Origin of the sequence: Proteus sp. NMG38-2 (genome assembly GCF_020640995.1) — a bacterium.
Taxonomy (GTDB): Bacteria; Pseudomonadota; Gammaproteobacteria; order Enterobacterales; family Enterobacteriaceae; genus Proteus.
The window spans coordinates 2,123,113-2,142,001 of sequence record NZ_CP085481.1 but is presented as its reverse complement, the minus strand read 5'-3'; the positions used below and the strand labels follow the sequence as shown (position 1 = coordinate 2,142,001).

17 protein-coding genes are annotated in these 18,889 nt (G+C 38.0%); 13 read left to right on the top strand and 4 right to left on the bottom strand.

Translation table 11 applies throughout. The features are described 5' to 3' along the window. Positions 1 to 141 precede the first annotated feature (141 nt). From LG402_RS10270 to dmsA, 3 genes are read right to left on the bottom strand one after another with little or no spacing between them, the layout of a single operon-like run. Positions 142 to 999, bottom strand: coding sequence for a DmsC/YnfH family molybdoenzyme membrane anchor subunit (locus LG402_RS10270; RefSeq protein WP_166541178.1), 858 nt, complete (start codon positions 997 to 999; stop codon positions 142 to 144). A 1-nt stretch (position 1,000) separates the two neighbouring features. Beyond that, a complete protein-coding gene (locus tag LG402_RS10265; RefSeq protein WP_227336906.1) occupies positions 1,001 to 1,618 on the bottom strand; it encodes a DMSO/selenate family reductase complex B subunit in 618 nt (205 codons plus the stop codon). Between the two features lie 11 nt (positions 1,619 to 1,629). After that, positions 1,630 to 4,068, bottom strand: coding sequence for a dimethylsulfoxide reductase subunit A (gene dmsA / locus LG402_RS10260; RefSeq protein ID WP_166541179.1), 2,439 nt, complete (start codon positions 4,066 to 4,068; stop codon positions 1,630 to 1,632). A 675-nt stretch (positions 4,069 to 4,743) separates the two neighbouring features. Here dmsA and LG402_RS10255 point away from each other — a divergent pair. The 13 genes from LG402_RS10255 to LG402_RS10195 all read left to right on the top strand — a co-directional run bounded on the left by LG402_RS10255 (position 4,744) and on the right by LG402_RS10195 (position 17,802). Then, entirely contained in the window at positions 4,744 to 6,114 is a 1,371-nt protein-coding gene (locus tag LG402_RS10255; protein ID WP_109402365.1) for a sucrose-specific PTS transporter subunit IIBC, read from the top strand. Next, positions 6,115 to 7,521: a sucrose-6-phosphate hydrolase gene (locus LG402_RS10250; RefSeq protein WP_227336905.1), complete on the top strand. Its 1,407-nt coding sequence runs from the start codon at positions 6,115 to 6,117 to the stop codon at positions 7,519 to 7,521. It begins immediately after the preceding gene. A 60-nt stretch (positions 7,522 to 7,581) separates the two neighbouring features. Continuing rightward, positions 7,582 to 8,595, top strand: a complete 1,014-nt coding sequence (locus LG402_RS10245; RefSeq protein WP_227336956.1) for a LacI family DNA-binding transcriptional regulator — start codon at positions 7,582 to 7,584, stop codon at positions 8,593 to 8,595. A gap of 82 nt (positions 8,596 to 8,677) precedes the next feature. Then, on the top strand, positions 8,678 to 9,529 hold the full coding sequence (locus LG402_RS10240) for an AraC family transcriptional regulator (RefSeq protein WP_109408170.1): 852 nt from the start codon (positions 8,678 to 8,680) through the stop codon (positions 9,527 to 9,529). A 98-nt stretch (positions 9,530 to 9,627) separates the two neighbouring features. Next, positions 9,628 to 10,341 (top strand): AzlC family ABC transporter permease, encoded by a 714-nt coding sequence (locus LG402_RS10235; RefSeq protein WP_227336904.1) that lies wholly within the window; start codon positions 9,628 to 9,630, stop codon positions 10,339 to 10,341. Continuing rightward, complete coding sequence (locus LG402_RS10230) at positions 10,338 to 10,652, top strand: AzlD domain-containing protein (RefSeq protein ID WP_166541182.1); 315 nt, start codon at positions 10,338 to 10,340, stop codon at positions 10,650 to 10,652. Before LG402_RS10235 ends, LG402_RS10230 begins: the two co-directional genes overlap by 4 nt. 314 nt (positions 10,653 to 10,966) lie before the next feature. After that, positions 10,967 to 12,211 carry a PfkB family carbohydrate kinase gene (locus LG402_RS10225; protein WP_210813178.1) on the top strand — a complete coding sequence of 415 codons (1,245 nt, stop codon included), beginning with the start codon at positions 10,967 to 10,969 and terminating at the stop codon, positions 12,209 to 12,211. Further along, positions 12,211 to 13,155, top strand: coding sequence for a tripartite tricarboxylate transporter substrate binding protein (locus LG402_RS10220; protein WP_227336903.1), 945 nt, complete (start codon positions 12,211 to 12,213; stop codon positions 13,153 to 13,155). The genes LG402_RS10225 and LG402_RS10220 overlap by 1 nt, the downstream gene beginning before the upstream one ends. 31 nt (positions 13,156 to 13,186) lie before the next feature. Next, on the top strand, positions 13,187 to 13,624 hold the full coding sequence (locus LG402_RS10215; protein ID WP_227336902.1) for a tripartite tricarboxylate transporter TctB family protein: 438 nt from the start codon (positions 13,187 to 13,189) through the stop codon (positions 13,622 to 13,624). Between the two features lie 15 nt (positions 13,625 to 13,639). Further along, positions 13,640 to 15,130, top strand: coding sequence for a tripartite tricarboxylate transporter permease (locus LG402_RS10210; protein ID WP_109408175.1), 1,491 nt, complete (start codon positions 13,640 to 13,642; stop codon positions 15,128 to 15,130). A gap of 138 nt (positions 15,131 to 15,268) precedes the next feature. Next, positions 15,269 to 16,264, top strand: coding sequence for a dihydroxyacetone kinase subunit DhaK (locus LG402_RS10205; RefSeq protein ID WP_109408176.1), 996 nt, complete (start codon positions 15,269 to 15,271; stop codon positions 16,262 to 16,264). Between the two features lie 2 nt (positions 16,265 to 16,266). Further along, complete coding sequence (locus tag LG402_RS10200; RefSeq protein WP_166541184.1) at positions 16,267 to 16,872, top strand: dihydroxyacetone kinase subunit L; 606 nt, start codon at positions 16,267 to 16,269, stop codon at positions 16,870 to 16,872. An 18-nt stretch (positions 16,873 to 16,890) separates the two neighbouring features. Then, positions 16,891 to 17,802 carry a dihydrodipicolinate synthase family protein gene (locus LG402_RS10195; protein WP_227336901.1) on the top strand — a complete coding sequence of 304 codons (912 nt, stop codon included), beginning with the start codon at positions 16,891 to 16,893 and terminating at the stop codon, positions 17,800 to 17,802. 116 nt (positions 17,803 to 17,918) lie between these two features. Here LG402_RS10195 and LG402_RS10190 read toward each other — a convergent pair whose 3' ends face one another. After that, positions 17,919 to 18,887, bottom strand: coding sequence for a threo-3-hydroxy-L-aspartate ammonia-lyase (locus LG402_RS10190; RefSeq protein ID WP_227336900.1), 969 nt, complete (start codon positions 18,885 to 18,887; stop codon positions 17,919 to 17,921). Between the last annotated feature and the right edge of the window lie 2 nt (positions 18,888 to 18,889).

The window sequence follows — 18,889 nt, the reverse complement described above, 5'->3', positions numbered from 1 at the left end:
TTACTATATGCGATTTTCTATCTAAACATAATGACGAAGATTAAAAAAGAGTGATACCGCATTATAAAAGGAAAACCGCCATAACAGATAAAAAGTATGGGCTTTTTAATTATTACAGCGGTTTAAAGGCAGTGTTTTTAATTAACCAACCACAGCCATACCGACAGTCATATGTAAACCATAGAACACACCGCGTCCGATAAACTCACCGGCAAACACTAAAATAAAGCCCAATGCTAATAAAGCAACAGAAGGGTTATTTTTACGCAGAAGTGGTGCAATCCAGCAACTTAAGCCTAAAACTAAAGCTACTAATTTAATTCCCATTAAAGCACCATAGTTAGGGACTAAATCTACTGCTTTTTGTACAGAAGTTTGAATAGAGCTTAATTCAAAGCCTTGTGATGTTGCCACAATAGCACTCACAACAATTGCGATAACACTTAATAATGGCAATGCACTGACACAATTGAGGTTAAAACCCGCAATACGCAGTAAAAGTGCCGCTAAAATAGGGCCACAGATAAAGGCGGTTAGCACAAAATTAAATGTAGTGTAGCTGTTATACCATGTTGGAACGGTATCAATTTGGTATACGCGAGATATTGCTGTAATAAATAATGCAGCTAATACTATCACAAGGGCGACCCATAATTTGCCCAATGCTGCCGGCATCTTATTAAGTACAGCCAGTAACCAGTAGATCCCACCCAGAGCAAAGAAAATTGAACCGCTGGCAATTTCATTACTTAATGATGAGTGACCCAGACGAAGTAATGAGTTAAATGCGCGTAATGGGGTTCCCATATGCATCATGGATAATAAGAAACCAATACCCATTAATACCCAAAGACCAAACATGCTGTAATGTACTTTTCTGTTCATTTCAGGAGAAAGCTTCCCCGAAAGAATAGCGCATCCCATGATAATAAATGCGCCAGCAACACTTTGACCGATAACAGTAAAGAACATCAGTGGCCATTCATGCAATCCCACCATCTTACACCTCCTCTGGGTTTGCCAGATGACCGGTGGTATCACCCACAGGACGGCTATTGGCATTTAATTTAAGGACAATATTTGGCTTGGTATATTTTGCTGAAGGAAGTGGGGCGATTTCAGCTAAATCACCATATTTAGCACGTAATTCTTCAATCGGTGCCATATCTAATGCACGTAGTGGACAAGACTCAACACAAATCGGTTTTTTGCCTTCAGCTACACGCTCATAACAACCGTCACATTTGGTCATATGACCTTTAACTTCATCAAATTGTGGTGCGCCATAAGGACATGCCATGTGACAATAACGACAACCGATACAAATATCTTCATTAACGACAACAAAGCCATCTTCACGTTTATGCATTGCACCACTTGGGCAAACTTTTGCACAAGCAGGATCGTCACAGTGGTTACACGAAATGGATAAGTAATAGGCAAAAATATTTTGTGTATAAACGCCGTCTTGTTCAGTCCAATCGCCACCTGCATATTCATAGATCCGACGGAAATTGACTTCAGGGGATAAATTTTTAAAATCCTTGCACGCCAGTTCACAGGTTTTGCAGCCGGTGCAACGACTTGAATCAATGTAAAAACCATATTGCGTTGACATAACCAGACTCCTTACGCCTTGACGACTTCAACAAGATTACTGTGAGAAGGATTACCCTTGGCAAGTGGCGAAGGGCGTTGTGTCGTTAACACGTTAATGCTACCTGCGTGATCAATGCGGTTACTATCTGGGTTATACCAAGCACCTTCACTTAAACCGACTACACCGGGTAAAATGCGAGGTGTCACTTTTGCGTTGATCCTAACTTCACCACGATCGTTATAAATACGTACTAAATCACCGTGTTTAATGCCTCGTTTTGATGCATCAACAGGGTTTATCCATATTTCTTGTGGACATGCGGCTTTTAAAACATCTACGTTGCCATAAGTTGAGTGAGTACGTGATTTATAGTGGAAACCCGTCATTTGTAATGGATATTTTTCCATTGCCGGATCACCATAGCTTTCAAAACCAGCAGAATAAATCGGCAGTGGATCAATGACATCGTCAGATGCAAGTTCCCATGTCGCTTTAATGTCAGCAAGTTGAGAAGAATAAATCTCAATTTTGCCTGATGGTGTCGTTAATGGGTTGTTTTCAGGATCATCACGGAATTTACGATAAGCAACATGATGGCCTTCAGGGTCGCGTTTTTTGAAGATCCCTTGAGTACGGAACTCTTCAAAAGTGGGAAGTTCAGGTAAGTTTTGACGAGATTGTTCGTAAAGGTGACGTAACCATTCTTCTTGAGTACGATTTTCAGTGAATTTTTCACCTACACCCATGCGTTTTGCAATTTCGCTGGTCATTTCATAGATATTACGGCTTTCAAAGCGAGGTTTTATTGCTTGATCTGCAAAAATTACATACGCCATATTACCCGCCGATGCATCCATACAGAAATCCATCTGTTCTGATGCAGTGCAATCAGGAAGTAGAATATCGGCATATTTAGCAGATGCTGTCATATGGTTATCGATCACCACAATCATTTCGCATTTTTTATCGTCTTGCAAAATATCGTGAGTACGATTGATTTCAGAATGTTGGTTAACTAAACAGTTACCTGCGTAGTTCCATACCATTTTAATAGGCACATCAAGTTTGTCTTTACCACGAACACCATCACGAGTTGCTGTCATTTCTGGGCCACGTAAGATTGCATCCGTCCACATAAACATGGAAATGCTGGTGGTGACAGGGTTAGTGAACGTAGGCATACGAACAAAAGGAATGCTGTAAGAGCCTTCGCGAGCACCAGTATTACCGCCGTTAATTCCCACATTACCGGTCAAAATAGAGAGCATCGCAATAGCACGAGAAGCGAGTTCACCGTTAGAACGGCGTTGAGGCCCCCATCCTTGTGTAATATAAGCTGGTTTTGCTGTTGCAATTTCACGAGCCAATTTCACAATACGTGAAGCGGGAATACCTGTAATTTGCGCTGCCCATTCTGGTGTTTTAGGTTGACCGTCAGCGCCGTCACCTAAAATATAGGCTTTATAGTGCCCATTTTTTGGCGCACCTTCAGGTAGAGTGGTTTCATCGTAACCTACGCAATATTTATCTAGGAAAGGCTTATCAACTAAGTCTTCTTTGATCATGACATACGCTAAGGCATTGACTAATGCTGCATCCGTTCCTGGGCGAATAGGGATCCACTCATCTTCACGACCTGCACCCGTATCGGTATAACGCGGATCGATGATAATCATTCGTGCATCAGATTTCTCACGGGCTTGTTCAACGTAATAGGTGACACCGCCACCACTCATCCGTGTTTCACCTGGATTATTACCAAACATTACAACCAGTTTGGTGTTTTCAATATCTGAAGGGCTATTACCATCTGCCCAACCACCATAGGTGTAATTTAAGCCAGCCGCAATTTGTGCCGTACTGTAATCACCGTAGTGATTAAGATAACCACCACAACAATTCATTAAACGAGCAATTAATGTTGCTCCTGGTGGCCATGACTTCGTCATCGTGCCACCTAAAGTACCTGTGCCGTAGTTCAAATAAATAGATTCATTACCATAATCTTTAATCAAACGTTTCATGGTATCTGAAATCGTATCAAAGGCTTCATCCCATGAAATACGTTCAAATTTACCTTCACCACGCTTACCCACACGTTTCATTGGGTAGCGTAAACGGTCAGGGTTGTAAACACGCCGACGCATTGAGCGACCACGTAAACAGGCACGAACTTGGTGTAATTCTTCGTAGATATCATTACCCGTATTGTCGGTTTCTACATATTTAATTTCACCATCAACAACATGCATACGTAATGGACACCGACTACCACAGTTTACTGTACAGGCACTCCACACCACTTTTTCGCTATTCGTTGTCGGTTTTGTCTCTGTGGCGATGGCTTGATTAAAGGGGAGAGATAATCCCCCTGCAGTTATTGCTAAACCACTCGCTGCACCTGTTTTTACAAAACGACGGCGAGATAAGGGAGTGGAAAGTAACGCCATCTCTTTGATGTTTTTCATACATTACTCACTTGATTATTTATATTTTTAAGAAAAAAGAAGCCAACAAGCTTATAGAAATAATTATTGTTATTGTTGTTAAAAAATAAGCACTTTAACGTAGGTAATAAAACCCAACTGTTAATGTGGATATTACGTATTTTCTAAAAGTTGTAGTTGCTTTACATCAAAGAAAAGTGATTTATTACAAGCGTTACCAGTTTTTTAGGTTAACTTAAGTTTTTGTATTAGTTAAATTTAATCAAATGATTGACAGTGTTATATAATAAAATATATAACGATTAATAAAGTATTATAATGTTACTGATAACAGAGAATAGACGAAATAATAATGCACTATCTATCAGATTTGACTGGATAATTTGCCAATAAAATTAATGAATGGAATATTTTTTTCTCAAATAAAATTATTTAACATTATATTAATTTGTTTAGCTAAATAAAAAATAATTTGTTTAGCTATTAGGTTATTTTAATTTCCTTTTTATTATCTAATTAAGACTGTCTATGTGTCTTTTTTGTCGTTTAGATCACAAATAAAGCGCTTTTATTCGTATATTTATTGCCATTCGAGATAGGTTTTTATTTAATCAGGTTATTAGCTAAACCGTTTTAGTTTTTATGGCTGCTATTAATGATTGGTTTATAAACGAAGTAAGACTTACCGAGGCTATGATGAATATTGAGAATATTGCTCGCCAACTAGTACCTTTATTGGGAGGTGCTGAAAACATTGCCAGTGCGGCGCATTGTGCTACTCGTTTAAGACTTGTATTAGTCGATGACACTAAAGCTGATAAAGAGGCAATCAATAAATTAGAAGGTGTAAAAGGGTGTTTTAGTAATGCGGGGCAAATTCAGGTAATTTTTGGTACTGGCTTAGTTAATAAAGTGCATGCTGCCTTTATTGCTGCGGCGGGTATTGGTGAATCAAGTAAATCTGAAGCGGCAAATATTGCAGCCAAAAAGCTTAACCCATTTCAGCGAATAGCTAGACTGCTTTCTAATATTTTTGTACCTATTATCCCTGCCATTGTGGCATCGGGTTTATTAATGGGGTTACTTGGGTTAATGAAAACTAACCAGTGGGTGAGCCCTGATAATGCACTCTATATCATGTTAGATATGTGTAGCTCTGCGGCATTTATTATTTTGCCTATTTTGATTGGTTTTACTGCGGCAAAAGAGTTTGGCGGAAATCCTTATCTTGGCGCTACATTAGGTGGAATTTTAACGCATCCTGCATTAACTAACGCATGGGGCGTTGCCGCTGGTTTTAACACCATGAACTTCTTTGGGTTAGAGGTGGCAATGATTGGTTATCAAGGTACTGTTTTTCCAGTCTTGCTTGCCGTTTGGTTTATGAGTGTCTTGGAAAAACAATTACGTAAAGTTGTTCCTAATGCTCTCGATTTAATTATCACGCCATTTTTAACCGTTATTATTTCGGGCTTTGTGGCGTTATTAGTTATAGGGCCTGTTGGTCGCCTTTTAGGTGATGGTATTTCACTATTATTAAGTACCTTAATTACACAAGCGGGTTGGATAGCAGGGCTGATTTTTGGTGGCCTTTATTCTGTGATTGTTATTACGGGTATTCACCACAGTTTTCATGCTGTCGAAGCGGGTTTATTAGGTAACCCTAATATTGGGGTTAACTTTTTATTGCCGATTTGGGCAATGGCAAATATTGCTCAAGGTGGTGCTTGTATAGCCGTTTGGTTTAAAACTAATGATGCAAAAATTAAAGCAATCACAATCCCATCTGGTTTTTCCGCTATGTTAGGTATCACTGAAGCGGCAATTTTCGGGATTAATTTACGTTATGGAAAACCTTTTATTGCTGCGTTAATTGGTGGTGCAGCTGGCGGTGCTTGGGTTGTAGGCTCGCATGTTTATATGACAGCCGTAGGGTTGACTGCTATTCCGGGTATTGCAATCGTGCAAGCAGGTTCAATTATGAACTATATTATTGGCCTTGTGATTGCCTTTGTGACTGCGTTTGTTATCTCTCTTTTGCTGAAATACAAAGTGGAGTCTGCATAAATGAACACAAACGAAGGGTTATCTGCGATTTTACAATCGGTCATGCGTAATAGCGCTAAAGCCATAAAAGATAAATATTATCCACATTGGCATTTAGCGCCAGTAACTGGGTTATTAAATGATCCCAATGGATTTTGTTTTGATGGTGAATATTATCATCTGTTTTATCAATGGAACCCTTTGTCTTGTGAGCATAAACATAAATGTTGGGGTCATTGGCGCTCAAAGGATTTGATTACTTGGCAGCATCAACCTATTGCTTTACTACCTGATGAATTTTATGACAAAGATGGCTGTTATTCTGGTAGTGCCGTGATCTACCAAGGGAAATTAACTCTTTGCTATACCGGTAATGTCAAATTTGAGGATGGCTCACGTACAGCATGGCAATGTTTAGCCGTTAAAAATCAACAGGGAAGTTTTGATAAGTTAGGGCCTGTATTAGGGCTTCCTGAAGGCTATAGTGGTCATGTCCGTGATCCGAAGATTTGGCAATATAATGATGTCTGGTACATGGTATTAGGCGCGCAGAACTTAGATAAACAGGGTAAAGTTTTACTCTATCGTGCATCTCACTTATATCAATGGCAATTAGTCGGCGAGTTAGCGGGAAGTTATTTAGGCGGGTTAGCTGATGCGGGTTATATGTGGGAATGCCCAGATCTCTTTGAACTAGATGATCGCTTTATTTTATTAACATGCCCCCAAGGGATAAAAAGAGAACAACAACGATTTTTAAATTCGCATTCTAGTGCCTATTTAATCGGGGATTTTGATTATTCAACATTGCAATTTCAGCATGGTGATTTAGTCGAACTAGATGCAGGTTTTGAGTTTTACGCACCTCAAACAACATTAGTGAATGGCAGACGTTTATTATTTGGTTGGATGGGAGTTCCTGATGGTGAAGAGATGTATCAACCGACTATTGCTAATGGCTGGATTCACCAAATGACTTGCCCTCGCGAATTACATATAAAAGAAGGGAAGCTTTATCAACAACCCGTAAAAGAGTTACAGCAATTAAGACAAAAGCCAGCATATTGGCAGGGTATTGCTGATGATGCGCCAGATATCAGCGGATTTTCGTTTGAATTTGAAGTAGAGCTATTTGGCTCTCTTACTATTTATTTTTCTGATACTCTTGCTTTATTCATTGAAGATGATCAAGCCGTGTTAAAACGCCGTAGTGTTAAAAATGGGGAGTGGCAATCACGTTTCTGGTCTGGTGATATAAAACATCTTCAAATATTATGTGATAGCTCCAGTGTAGAGATTTTCTTTAATGGCGGAGCCGGTGTGATGAGTAGCCGTTTTTTCCCTTTAGAAAAACAGACTATTTGTTTCTTGGGAAAAGACACAATAAACCTCACAACTTGGCCATTAAAGAATGCATTACTCAGTTAGATCCAATTATATAAACAATAAAACAGTTTAAGTTTAGCGAATGTGACATTAAGTAGAATAATAGTGAAAAAACAAAAACGTATCACGATCACCGATATTGCAAAATTAGCGAGCGTTTCAAAAACAACGGCAAGTTTAGTATTAAATGGCCGTGGTAAAGAGATGCGTGTATCTGATGATACTATCGCACGTATTACGGCTATTGCTGAACAATATCAGTATCAGCCTAATATTCATGCTCGCTCTTTACGTGATAATCGTAGTTATGCATTAGGGTTGGTTATTCCTGATATTACTAACTATGGTTTTGCTTCTGTGGCGTATGAACTAGAAATATTATGCAGAGAAGCAGGTATTCAATTACTTATTTCTTGTACTGATGAAAATGCGGCTCAAGAAACGCTGGCAATAGAACATCTATTATCACGTCAAATAGATGGTTTGATTGTGGCTTCTTGTTTACAAAGTGATTTTGAATATCAACGTTTAAGTAAACAAATACCTGTTGTGTTATTTGACCGGTATTTTGAAGGAACAACATTACCTTTTGTTGTCACCGATTCAATAACGGCAACACAACAAATTATTGCAGAAATTGCTTCGACAAAAGGTATTGATGAGTTTTATTTCCTTGGTGGGCAATCAACGCTTTCACCAACTAAAGATCGTCTTTTAGGTTTCACCCAAGGGCTTTCACAAGCACAAATCAATCTAAAATCAGAGTGGATCATACATGGGCATTATCACCCAAGTTCAGGTTATGAAATGTTTGGCTCTTTGTGTGCATCGCTAGGACGATCGCCTAAGTTTGTTTTTACTTCTGCTTGTGGCTTATTGGATGGCGTGTTGCGCTATCTAAGTCAAAATAAAATTATGCAAAATGAAGTCTATTTAGCCGGTTTTGATGATCACTATTTGTATGATTCATTATCAATACCAATAGATACTATTGCACAAAATAATCCTGAATTAGCATCACACTGTTTCCGACTGGTCATGGGATTAATAAACCAGACAAACTTAGAAATTCATCAAATTTTTGTTCCAGCAAAAATTCATCAACGACATGAGTAAGACTGAGCAATTTTATGCAATCATCAGTATAGTGTTTATGATACAAGCTGATGATTTTTACTGTTGATGGAGTCAATATTCAATGCGCCAAGAGCAGGCTAAACTTATCCACCTTCCTGAGCTGAATAGCCTTGCTTATCTGCAAGCTGAATATTTACACCAAACTTTCTCTCGCCATACCCATGAAGGCTTCTGTATTGGTGTAATTGATGATGGCGCACAGCAGTTTTATCGCACAGGAAGTGAACATATCGCTCCTAAAGGAGACATCATTATTGTTAATGCAGATGAAGTTCATACCGGCTCCTCTGCGGTTGAATCTGGTTGGGCTTATCAAGCTATTTATCCCACACCAGAATATCTGCAAACATTAACGCGTGATCTACAACAAGAGCAGGGTGCCACGCCTTGGTTTCCTGATGCTGTTATTCACGATCCTGGTTTAAGTCAGCAACTTTTATTACTTTTTTCATTACTGGAACAACCTAATAATTATCTTTTAAAAGAATCGCTATTGCTTTCAACAATGGCAATGTTGATTTTGCGTTATAGCAAAACAAGAACCCAAGAAAAACCATTAAGTGCTATAGGGCAACGGTTACAGTGGGTGAGTGAATTAATGAATGACACACCTGAAAATGAGTTTTCACTCAACACGTTAGCTGAAATGGTGAATTTAAGTCCATGGCACTTTTTACGTCAGTTTAAAAAAGAAATAGGTATGACCCCTCATGCTTGGCTTATTCAAGCCCGAATTCGTAAAGCAAGGCAGTTACTCTCTTTAGGTCATACACTTACTGATGTAACACAACGTTGTGGTTTTTCAGATCAAAGCCATTTCCATCGTCATTTTAAAAACGCTATTGGTGTTACACCGGGAAACTATTTAAAAGGGCTTCGATTATCTTCCTCTTTAAAATCCCCCTTGTTGTAATAAAAAATTAAAAGAGCAATTTTATACAATCCCATTTATCTTTACTGACTGATAATCATTCTCTATAGAATTAATGTATTAGACGTGAAGACAGATAAATGGAAAAAATCAAAAATAACACTGAAGATAAGCAAACTATGCGTGCCTTTGGTTTAGGCGCTTTACATGTTTTGCCTTTATGCCTTGCGGTGATCCCTTGGGGAATACTCGCAGGTTCAATGGCTGTGGATGCAGGATTAACCTTTGCACAAAGTGTCGGAATGTCTGCCATTGTTTTTGCAGGTGCGGCGCAATTAGTAACATTAGGGTTAGTTGTTTCTGGAGCAGGGATGCTAACCATTATTGTTTCTGTCTTTTTTATTACCGCCCAACACCTTTTATATGGTTTAACCTTACGCCCTCATGTTGCTCATTTAAAATGGTATCAACGCATTACGATAGGTTTTTTATTAACGGATGAGCTTTTTGCAGTGTCAGCACAACCTAAAGTGAAACTAACACCTGCTTATATGATCGGTGCAGGATTATGTTTTTATTTAGCCTGGGTAGCGGTCAGTATTGTTGGCATTATTATGGCAAGCCAAGTTTCTGATTTATCACGTTATCATCTTGATTTCTCTATTGTTGCTACGTTATTGGCAATTGTGATCCCGTTAATAAAAACATTTAGTACGTTAGTTGGTGTTATTGTCTCATTTTGCCTTTCAATTGTTTTCAGTTGGTTAAATATAGAGGGTGGTGTCGTTATTGGTGGGCTAACAGGTATGTTTATCGCGGTTTGTGTTGCAAGAATAAGAGGAGAGCAAAAATGACATGGTCGTTATTATTAATTTTGGCACTGGTCATTTTCATGCTGCGTTATTTCTTTCTCGAACCAGCAGTACCTGTCAAATTACCGCCAGTGATCAGACAAGCCTTAGGATACTCTGCACCCTGTTTATTAACCGCAATCTGTGCGCCAATTGTACTGTTAGAAAAAGGCGAATTTAAAGGTATTTTAGATAACCCTTATCTTTGGGGAACTTTATTATGTGTAGGATTAGCGCTTAAAATACGCAATACATTAATAGTGGTTTTACTGACCTTGGTTGGTTTTTATCTTCTTAATGCCTTATTAAACTGAATACTAAAGGTGATTTTATTTAACGTAATATTTACATTTAAAAATAATCATTTTTGTATTAATGTAGTTCGTTATTTTATCGGCCGTCTTTGAACGGCTGATTCTACCTCTCTTTTCTGTATTACCATTCATTATCCGACTCGTTTCACCTCTCATTTTTAACGTATACTAATTGATGTTGTGTTAAAAAAATGTGATCTAAATTGCTTCGATTTGGTTTTGCTTCTGTTTTTGGTTTTTTGTTTTGAATACCATCGCAGAATCACAGACCTGATCTCCTTATTCTCGTTATCAATGATACGGAGGCACTTTATATGTTTTCAGAAGAACGGCGGCAGGAAATTTACACCATCATCAGGGAACAAAAGAAAGTTAAAGTGGCTCAGCTTGCGGAGAAATTCAGTGTCACATTGGAGACTATCCGTAGCGATTTGAAATACCTTGAAGGAGAAGGGTTGATCAAACGTTGTCATGGTGGCGCCATACTAGGGAAACAAGAAATTAAAAAAATAAGTAAATTCAGTGATAGTTTTGATATTTCATGTTTATTGCACGACTTATTAATTGTTAGAGAACGTAAAGATAGAAAACCGGAAGGTAAAGTCTGTGTTTTAGGATCGTTTGTAGTAGATATTATCGCCAATGTCGAATCTTTTCCGAAAGTTGGTGAATTAGTTAATTCAAAAAGCAATTCGATAGGTCCTGGTGGTAAAGGAACAAATCAGGCGATGGCAGCAAGTTTTTCTGATGCCAAAGTCCATTTAATAACAAAAGTCGGTGAAGATCATTTTAGTAAATATGCTTATAAATATTTACAAGAAAGTGGCATTGATTCTTTCACTATTTTTCAAACAGAAACCGAGCCAACAGGCAGTTCGATTAGTTATTTAGCTGACAAAACACAAAACAATATTACAGCAACTTATCTAGGCGCAAATAACACTTTTTCTGAACAAGAGATTGATATTTCATTGCCGTATGTCAGTGAAGCCGATGTGTTATTACTCCAAGGCGAAATTAATATAGAAGCCAATATTAAAGTCGCCTTATTTGCTAAGTCGGTTAATAAGATCATCATACTAAATGTTGCACCTTATAACGAAAACCTAAAACAACTTTATTTGTATCTTGATTTTATTACTTTAAATGCGAACCAAGCATCTCATTGGGCTGACTTTGAAATAAACGATATTAATGATGCAAAGCAGGCGATCAATATTATTTCCGGTGACGAAAGTAAGAAAGTGATTATTTATATGGATGAGCTTGGTGTGGTTTATTTTGATGGTCGAGCCACATTTCATATTCCACCGATGCCATCGTTACGCGTAGATACGATGGCAGCAACAGATGCGTTTAATGGCGCATTTGCATCAAAGATAGCAGCAGGAGGCACAATGCATGAGAGTGTATTATTTGCCAGTGCTTTCCTCTCTGCATTTATAGAACAAAAAGGCGTAACAGCAATGCCTGTGCTTTCTCAAGTTCAGGCTCGCCTTAAATCAAGGCTTGAAGATATTCGGCCACAAATAATCTGCAATGAGAAAAGGTGCATATAATGAAAAAAACACTTCTGGCATTTACCCTATGCAGTTCCATTTTTACACTTCCGGCTTTCGCGCAATACCCTGAAAAACCGATTACTATTGTTGTTCCTTGGGCGGCAGGTGGTAATACCGATACGGTTGCACGCTTAGCAGCAAAAGGACTACAAGAAGAATTAGGCGTTACTGTTAATGTAGTCAATAAAACTGGCGGCAGTGGTGTTGTAGGTCATGATGCCATTAAAAATGCAAAACCTGATGGCTACACATTAGGAATTGCAACAGTTGAAATTACCATGATGCATCATCAGGGAATGACGAATTTAACATATCAAGATTACACACCGATTACACGTCTTGCCGTTATTTATGGTGGATTGCAAGTTGGAAAATCTTCGCCATTTAAAAATGCACAAGAAATTATTGATTATGCGAAAGCAAATCCAGGTAAATTAAAAGCATCAGGTAGTGGCTTAAATTCAATTTGGCATCTGAATACTATTGGTATGTTGCGTGCGGCTGGATTACCAGATAATGCTATTCGCTTTATTCCTTCTCAAGGTGCGAGTGCGGCGTTACAAGAATTAGCATCAGGGGGTGTTGATATAGTGACATCTTCATTAGGTGAAGCCGATAGTATGGTAAAAGCGGGATTAGTAAAACATATGGCCATTATGTCCAATGAAAAGTCGGCTTTCTACCCAGATGTACCCTTATTCAAAGAAGCTACAGATTATAATTGGGATCTGCAAGCGTGGAATATGTTAGTTGCCCCTAAAGGTCTTGATAAAGAAGTACAAGATAAACTTACCGCGGCCATGAAAAAAGTATATGCCTCTGGTGAATTAGCCGAATTTGCAAATAAACAAGGCTTTGAAGTTATCGAATTATATGGCGATGATGCCACTCAATTTATGGCCAATGAAGATAAAAAGTTTGGCGAAATTATAAAGAAATAACTGAGGGAACGGCTGAGCAACAGCCGTTTTTATGCCTATGCTAAATCGTCATATTCTATCGCTCATATTTTGTTGCTTTGGTTTATTCCTTATTGTTTATAGTGCATATTCATTAGGCGATTTTAGTGAATATGGTGCTGCGTTTATGCCTTCTATTATTGGCGGTGGCATGATCCTATTTTCATTAATAGATATATTTTCACGTAAACAAGAAAGTGATATTCCATTAGTGACGTGGCATGAAATAAAATTTGTCTTATTAATTATCAGTGTTATTCTTTTTTATGTGCTTGCATCTGATTATTTGGGATTTATTTTAACCGGATTAATTATTACAGCACCATTAATGATGAAATATGCAACAGTAAAACCTATATATAGTTTTATTATTTCGGCAGGAGTGGTGTTAGGTGTGTATTACTTATTTACCGCTGTACTGTTAGTACCGCTGCCTCAGCTATTTTCATAAATAGAGAACAACAGTATGGATATATTAATTAGCGCACTTGCTTATATTGATTACACAACAATTCTTGTCGTTATTGGTGCCTGTTTATTTGGCTTATTTGTTGGTGCAATTCCCGGATTAACATCAACAATGGCTATTGCATTAATGGTACCGTTTACTTTTTTTCTTGAACCCATTCCTGCTTTAGCCTTAATGATCTCCGTTGGAGCATCATCTATATTTGCAGGGGATATTCCCGGAGCCTTATTAAATATTCCGGGTACACCTGCATCGGCAGCTTATACCAATGATGCACATTCCTTAGTTAAAGAAGGTAAAACAAATCGTGTATTGGGTATGTCATTAACCAGCTCTGTGATTGGTGGCGTAATTGGTACGATTATATTAGCCTCAACAGCACCAATATTAGCTGAATTTGCTTTAAAATTTAGCTCTTACGAATATATGTGGTTGTCTCTAATCGGTTTAAGTTGTGCAACTATTGTTTCCGGCTCTCATATTAGAAAAAGCTTATTAGCTCTGTTCTTTGGTATTGCATTAGCCACCATTGGTTATGATGAGTTTACAGGTCAAGCCCGTTTTACTTTCGGTGAAGTTTCTTTAATGCAAGGTGTCAGCTTTATTCCAGCAATGATAGGGCTATTTGCTATTTCTGGTGCTATCAAATATTACGTTGAACGTTGGAAAGAAAAGCAAATTACACTAACAGAAGTGAATGTGGAAAATAACTCTTACAATATCTTTAAAGGTGTGGGGGGTGTTGTTCGTCAACGTAAGGGCGGCATTTTCCGTAGCGGAATAATAGGAACATTAATTGGTGCTTTACCTGGTGCTGGAGCCGATATTGCAGCGTGGATCTCTTATGCTGTTTCAAAGAAACTCTCTAAAAAACCAGAGAAATATGGTCATGGCTCTGAGGAAGGTATTGTTGATGCTTCAGCGAGTAATAATGCAAGCTTAGCCGGAAGTTGGATCCCATCTCTAGTCTTTGGTATTCCCGGTGATTCTGCGGCTGCAATTATTATCGGTGTACTATATATGAAAGATATGCAACCGGGACCAACGCTATTCTTATTTAATCCCGATAAATTGTATGCTGTCTTTATTATCTTTTTTATTGCTAATCTTATTTTACTACCGATTGCTTTTATTGTTGTCAATTTATTGAAAAAAATTGTTGCTATCGATAATGCGATTATTTACCCAGCAATCATTCTATTTAGTATCGTTGGCTCATATGCAATCACAAATACGATGTCTTCTATTGTGGTTATGTTAGTTATGGGTGTTATTGGCTATTTCCTTCAAGAACGAAAATTCCCAATCTCGCCAATTATTTTAGGCATGATATTAGGGCCTATGTTAGAAAAAAACTTACTCTCATCATTAATGAAATCTGATGGTGATTTTATTAATTTTGTTAATAGACCTATTTCGATGGTATTAGCCAGTGCATTTTTTCTCATTGTTATTATGCAAATTAGAGGTGCATTGAAAGCTAAATAACGCATCTCGTTTTTATACCAAATAAATTAAATATAAAGATACTTTTTAAGTATCAGGGAAAGCTCATTTTAAATAAACAAAATAACGTTTTTTAAGATGTTAGAAATCAGCAGATAAATAAAAATATCGGGTGATCGAATGAAAAAAATATTAAATAAGCCAGAAAATTATGTCGATGAAACATTAGCCGGTTTATGTCTTGCACATAGCCATATTTATCGTCAACCACAGCCAAGATTGATTGCTCGTTCAAAAAAAGCAGATAAGCCGAAAGTGGGTATTGTAACAGGCGGAGGCTCTGGCCATTTGCCAGTATTCACAGGATATGTCGGTAAAGGTTTATTAGATGCAGCTGCTGTGGGAGATGTTTTTGCTTCACCTTCAGCGGATTTAATGGCCGATACTATTCGTGAAGCAAATAGCGGCTTAGGCGTATTGCTACTTTATGGCAATTACGGTGGCGATGTAATGAATTTTGATATGGCAACTGAAACGGTTGATTTTGAAGATAATATTCGTTGCACAACGGTATTAGCTGCGGATGATGTTGCTTCAGCAAAGCCTGAAGAGGCGCATAAACGCCGTGGTGTAGCTGGGATGGTTTATGGTTTTAAAATGGCGGGCGCCAAAGCAGAAGAAGGGGCTTCACTTGATGAAGTAACACGTATTGCTCAAAAAACCATGGAAAATACCCGAACGATTGGTTGTGCGTTAACATCTTGTACCTTACCAGCGGTAGGACATCCTACCTTTGAAATTGGTGAGGATGAAATGGAAATGGGCATGGGAATTCACGGTGAACCGGGAATTTGGCGTGATAAGTTACGCAGCGCTGATGAAATTGCCCAAGAAATGTTCGATCGTCTGCAAGCTGAATTATCATTCAAAGCAAATGATAAGGTTTCAGTGTTAGTCAATTCATTAGGCGCAACACCTCTTGAAGAGCTCTACATTCTATATAACAAAGTTGCACAGCTTATTGAAAAAACAGGTGCTACGATTATTCATCCATTAGTCGGCCGTTATGCTACATCAATGGAAATGACGGGGGTAAGTTTAACGTTGTGTAAATTAGATGATGAACTCGAAGCTTTAATGAATGCACCGGCTTATTGTGCATTTTGGAGAGTCTAGCGATGAATATCACTCTTGATATGCTAAAACAAGGCGTTGCACGTATTGCTACTGCTTGTGAGCAATCACAGTCAATGTTGTGTGAAGCTGATAGTCGTTTAGGTGATGGTGATTTAGGGATCACCATGCAAAAAGGGTGGCGGCAAATTGCAGATGATGCACAAGATTGGCCTGACGATTTAAGTAAATCACTTTTTCAATGCAGTAAATCACTACAAAAAGCCTGCGCTTCTTCTTTTGGTACGTTGCAAGCGACTGCTTTTATGGCAATGGCGAAATATTGCAAAGAAAATCAACTGCAAGAAATAGCCCCCGCCGATATTTCACCACTTTTAACTGTTGCGTATCAAAGCATGATGGCGAGAGGAAAAGGGGAGTTAGGGCAAAAATCGGTACTTGATATTATTTACCAATTATCTGAAGCGCTAAAACCTGTTTTATCTCTATCGGAATTAAAAGCAGCAGCCTTATTCAGTATTGATAATACGCTTACTGAATTTCGTCAAAAACCTAATTTATTAGGTCGAGCGCGTATGTTTCCAGAAAAATCTATTGGTTTAGATGATCCTGGCATGTTGGCAATTAAAGTTATTGTTGAAGCAATCTGATTTAATAAAGGTCTTAATATGAAAAAATTATTTGGCGTTACAGTGGCAATGGTTACTCCGTTTGATTCGAACGATCAAGTGGATATTAATGCGTTATCTACATTAACAGACATGTTAGTCACTCAAGGTGTTGATTGCCTCTATCCTTGTGGCACTACGGGAGAGATGCTACGTTTATCAGCTTCAGAGCGTAAAAGTGTTGCAAAAACTGTTGTCGAAACAGCCAATAAACGCTTACCCGTTTTTATTCATGTTGGCGCAATGACATTAACCGAAACCATTGAATTAGCGAAACATACCGTTGAAATTGGCGCTGATGGTATTGGTGTGGTGACACCACAATTTTTTGGTGCGACAGACAGAGAATTAGAAAATTATTTTGTGACGGTGGCAAACAGTGTGCCGGATAATTTCCCTGTTTATCTGTATAACATACCACAATGTGCGGCAAATAATATCAAGCCTGAATTAGCGGCAAAAGTACAACAACAGTGTAAAAATGTGATTGGGATTAAATACAGTTTTGCTGATAACAATACAACATTAAGTTACCTTGCTGTAGCTGATAATTTTTCAGTGCTTCATGGCTACGATAAATTATTCCTAGGCCTATTAGATGCAGGTTGTGATGGTACTGTTTCAGGTTGTGCTTGTGTATTCCCTGAACCATTTGTGAATATGTATAAAGCCTATATTGCAGGTGATCATCAAGAAGCAAAACACTGGCAACAATTTTGTGTGAAATTTAGTGATGCACTCAAATCAGGTGCAAATATGGCAATATTTAAATCAGCATTAACCATGCGTGGTTTAGATGGCGGTCATATGCGTTTACCACAACTCGATTTATTACCTGAAGAAAATCAACAATTAAAAGAGAGTTTAACGCAATTGTGTAAAGAAGCAGGGATCACTTTTTCACTTAATTAAAAGAGACTAAGCAAAAAACATCTTCGTTATCTTAATTGAGTGGCAATATATTGATGATTTTAAGCAGTATGAAAAATAATCCATACTGCTTTTTTTTAATTGTTAATAACATCTTTTTATTGTGCTAAAAAACGACCATATTGTGCGATATCGACATTACCACCGCTGATAATAATTCCGATTTTCTTACCTTTTAATTTATCACTAAATTGACGAGCTGCCGCTAAACTTAAACATCCCGTTGGCTCTACAATTATTTTCATTCGCTGGGCATAAAACTGCATGGTGGAAATTAACTCTTCATCTGTTGCAGTTAAAATATCATCCACATTGTTACGAATAATCTCAAAAGTATAATTACCAAGATGTTGTGTTTGCGCACCATCTGCAATTGTTTTCGGAGTATCAATATGAATGATTTCGCCTTTGCGTAATGATTGTTGTCCGTCATTTCCTGCTAAAGGTTCAACACCAAATATTTTACAATCTGGTGAGAGGGCTTTGGTTGATAATAAAGAGCCAGAAAGTAAACCACCACCACCTAATGGAACAAATAGCATATCTAATTCACCAACTTCATCAAACAGCTCTTTTGCTACAGTACCTTGCCCTGCAATAATATGAGGATGATCATAAGGTGGAATTAACGTTAATCCTTCTTTTTGTGCTAGTTGTTGGCCAATTTCTTCACGATTTTCTGTATAACGGTTATAGGTGATCACACGACCACCATAGCCTTTTGTCGCTTCCATTTTAGCCTTTGGCGCATCTTCTGGCATGATAATTGTTGCAGGAATACTTAATAATTTTGCTGATAAAGCAATAGCTTGTGCATGGTTACCTGATGAGAAAGTCACGACACCCATTTTACGTTGCTGTGTGGTAAATTGTGATAACGCATTTATTGCCCCCCGAAATTTAAATGCGCCCATACGCTGAAAGTTTTCACATTTAAAATAAAACTGCGCCCCGGTTAGCGCATTAATAGTACGAGAAGTTAAAATAGGTGTTTTATTAAGATAAGGCAAAATGCGTTGATGGGCCTGTGCAACATCTTTATAGGTAGGAATAGGTAGCTTATTCATAA

Bases quoted from the DNA above. Each gene is read 5' to 3' on its own strand.
- LG402_RS10190 (WP_227336900.1), bottom strand. From the start codon at position 18,887: ATGAATAAGCTACCTATTCCTACCTATAAAGATGTTGCACAGGCCCAT.
- LG402_RS10205 (WP_109408176.1), top strand. From the start codon at position 15,269: ATGAAAAAAATATTAAATAAGCCAGAAAATTATGTCGATGAAACATTA.
- LG402_RS10210 (WP_109408175.1), top strand. From the start codon at position 13,640: ATGGATATATTAATTAGCGCACTTGCTTATATTGATTACACAACAATT.
- LG402_RS10270 (WP_166541178.1), bottom strand. From the start codon at position 999: ATGGTGGGATTGCATGAATGGCCACTGATGTTCTTTACTGTTATCGGT.
- LG402_RS10235 (WP_227336904.1), top strand. From the start codon at position 9,628: ATGGAAAAAATCAAAAATAACACTGAAGATAAGCAAACTATGCGTGCC.
- LG402_RS10240 (WP_109408170.1), top strand. From the start codon at position 8,678: ATGCGCCAAGAGCAGGCTAAACTTATCCACCTTCCTGAGCTGAATAGC.
- LG402_RS10220 (WP_227336903.1), top strand. From the start codon at position 12,211: ATGAAAAAAACACTTCTGGCATTTACCCTATGCAGTTCCATTTTTACA.
- LG402_RS10200 (WP_166541184.1), top strand. From the start codon at position 16,267: ATGAATATCACTCTTGATATGCTAAAACAAGGCGTTGCACGTATTGCT.
- LG402_RS10195 (WP_227336901.1), top strand. From the start codon at position 16,891: ATGAAAAAATTATTTGGCGTTACAGTGGCAATGGTTACTCCGTTTGAT.
- dmsA (WP_166541179.1), bottom strand. From the start codon at position 4,068: ATGAAAAACATCAAAGAGATGGCGTTACTTTCCACTCCCTTATCTCGC.
- LG402_RS10250 (WP_227336905.1), top strand. From the start codon at position 6,115: ATGAACACAAACGAAGGGTTATCTGCGATTTTACAATCGGTCATGCGT.
- LG402_RS10215 (WP_227336902.1), top strand. From the start codon at position 13,187: ATGCCTATGCTAAATCGTCATATTCTATCGCTCATATTTTGTTGCTTT.
- LG402_RS10230 (WP_166541182.1), top strand. From the start codon at position 10,338: ATGACATGGTCGTTATTATTAATTTTGGCACTGGTCATTTTCATGCTG.
- LG402_RS10225 (WP_210813178.1), top strand. From the start codon at position 10,967: ATGTTTTCAGAAGAACGGCGGCAGGAAATTTACACCATCATCAGGGAA.
- LG402_RS10255 (WP_109402365.1), top strand. From the start codon at position 4,744: ATGAATATTGAGAATATTGCTCGCCAACTAGTACCTTTATTGGGAGGT.
- LG402_RS10265 (WP_227336906.1), bottom strand. From the start codon at position 1,618: ATGTCAACGCAATATGGTTTTTACATTGATTCAAGTCGTTGCACCGGC.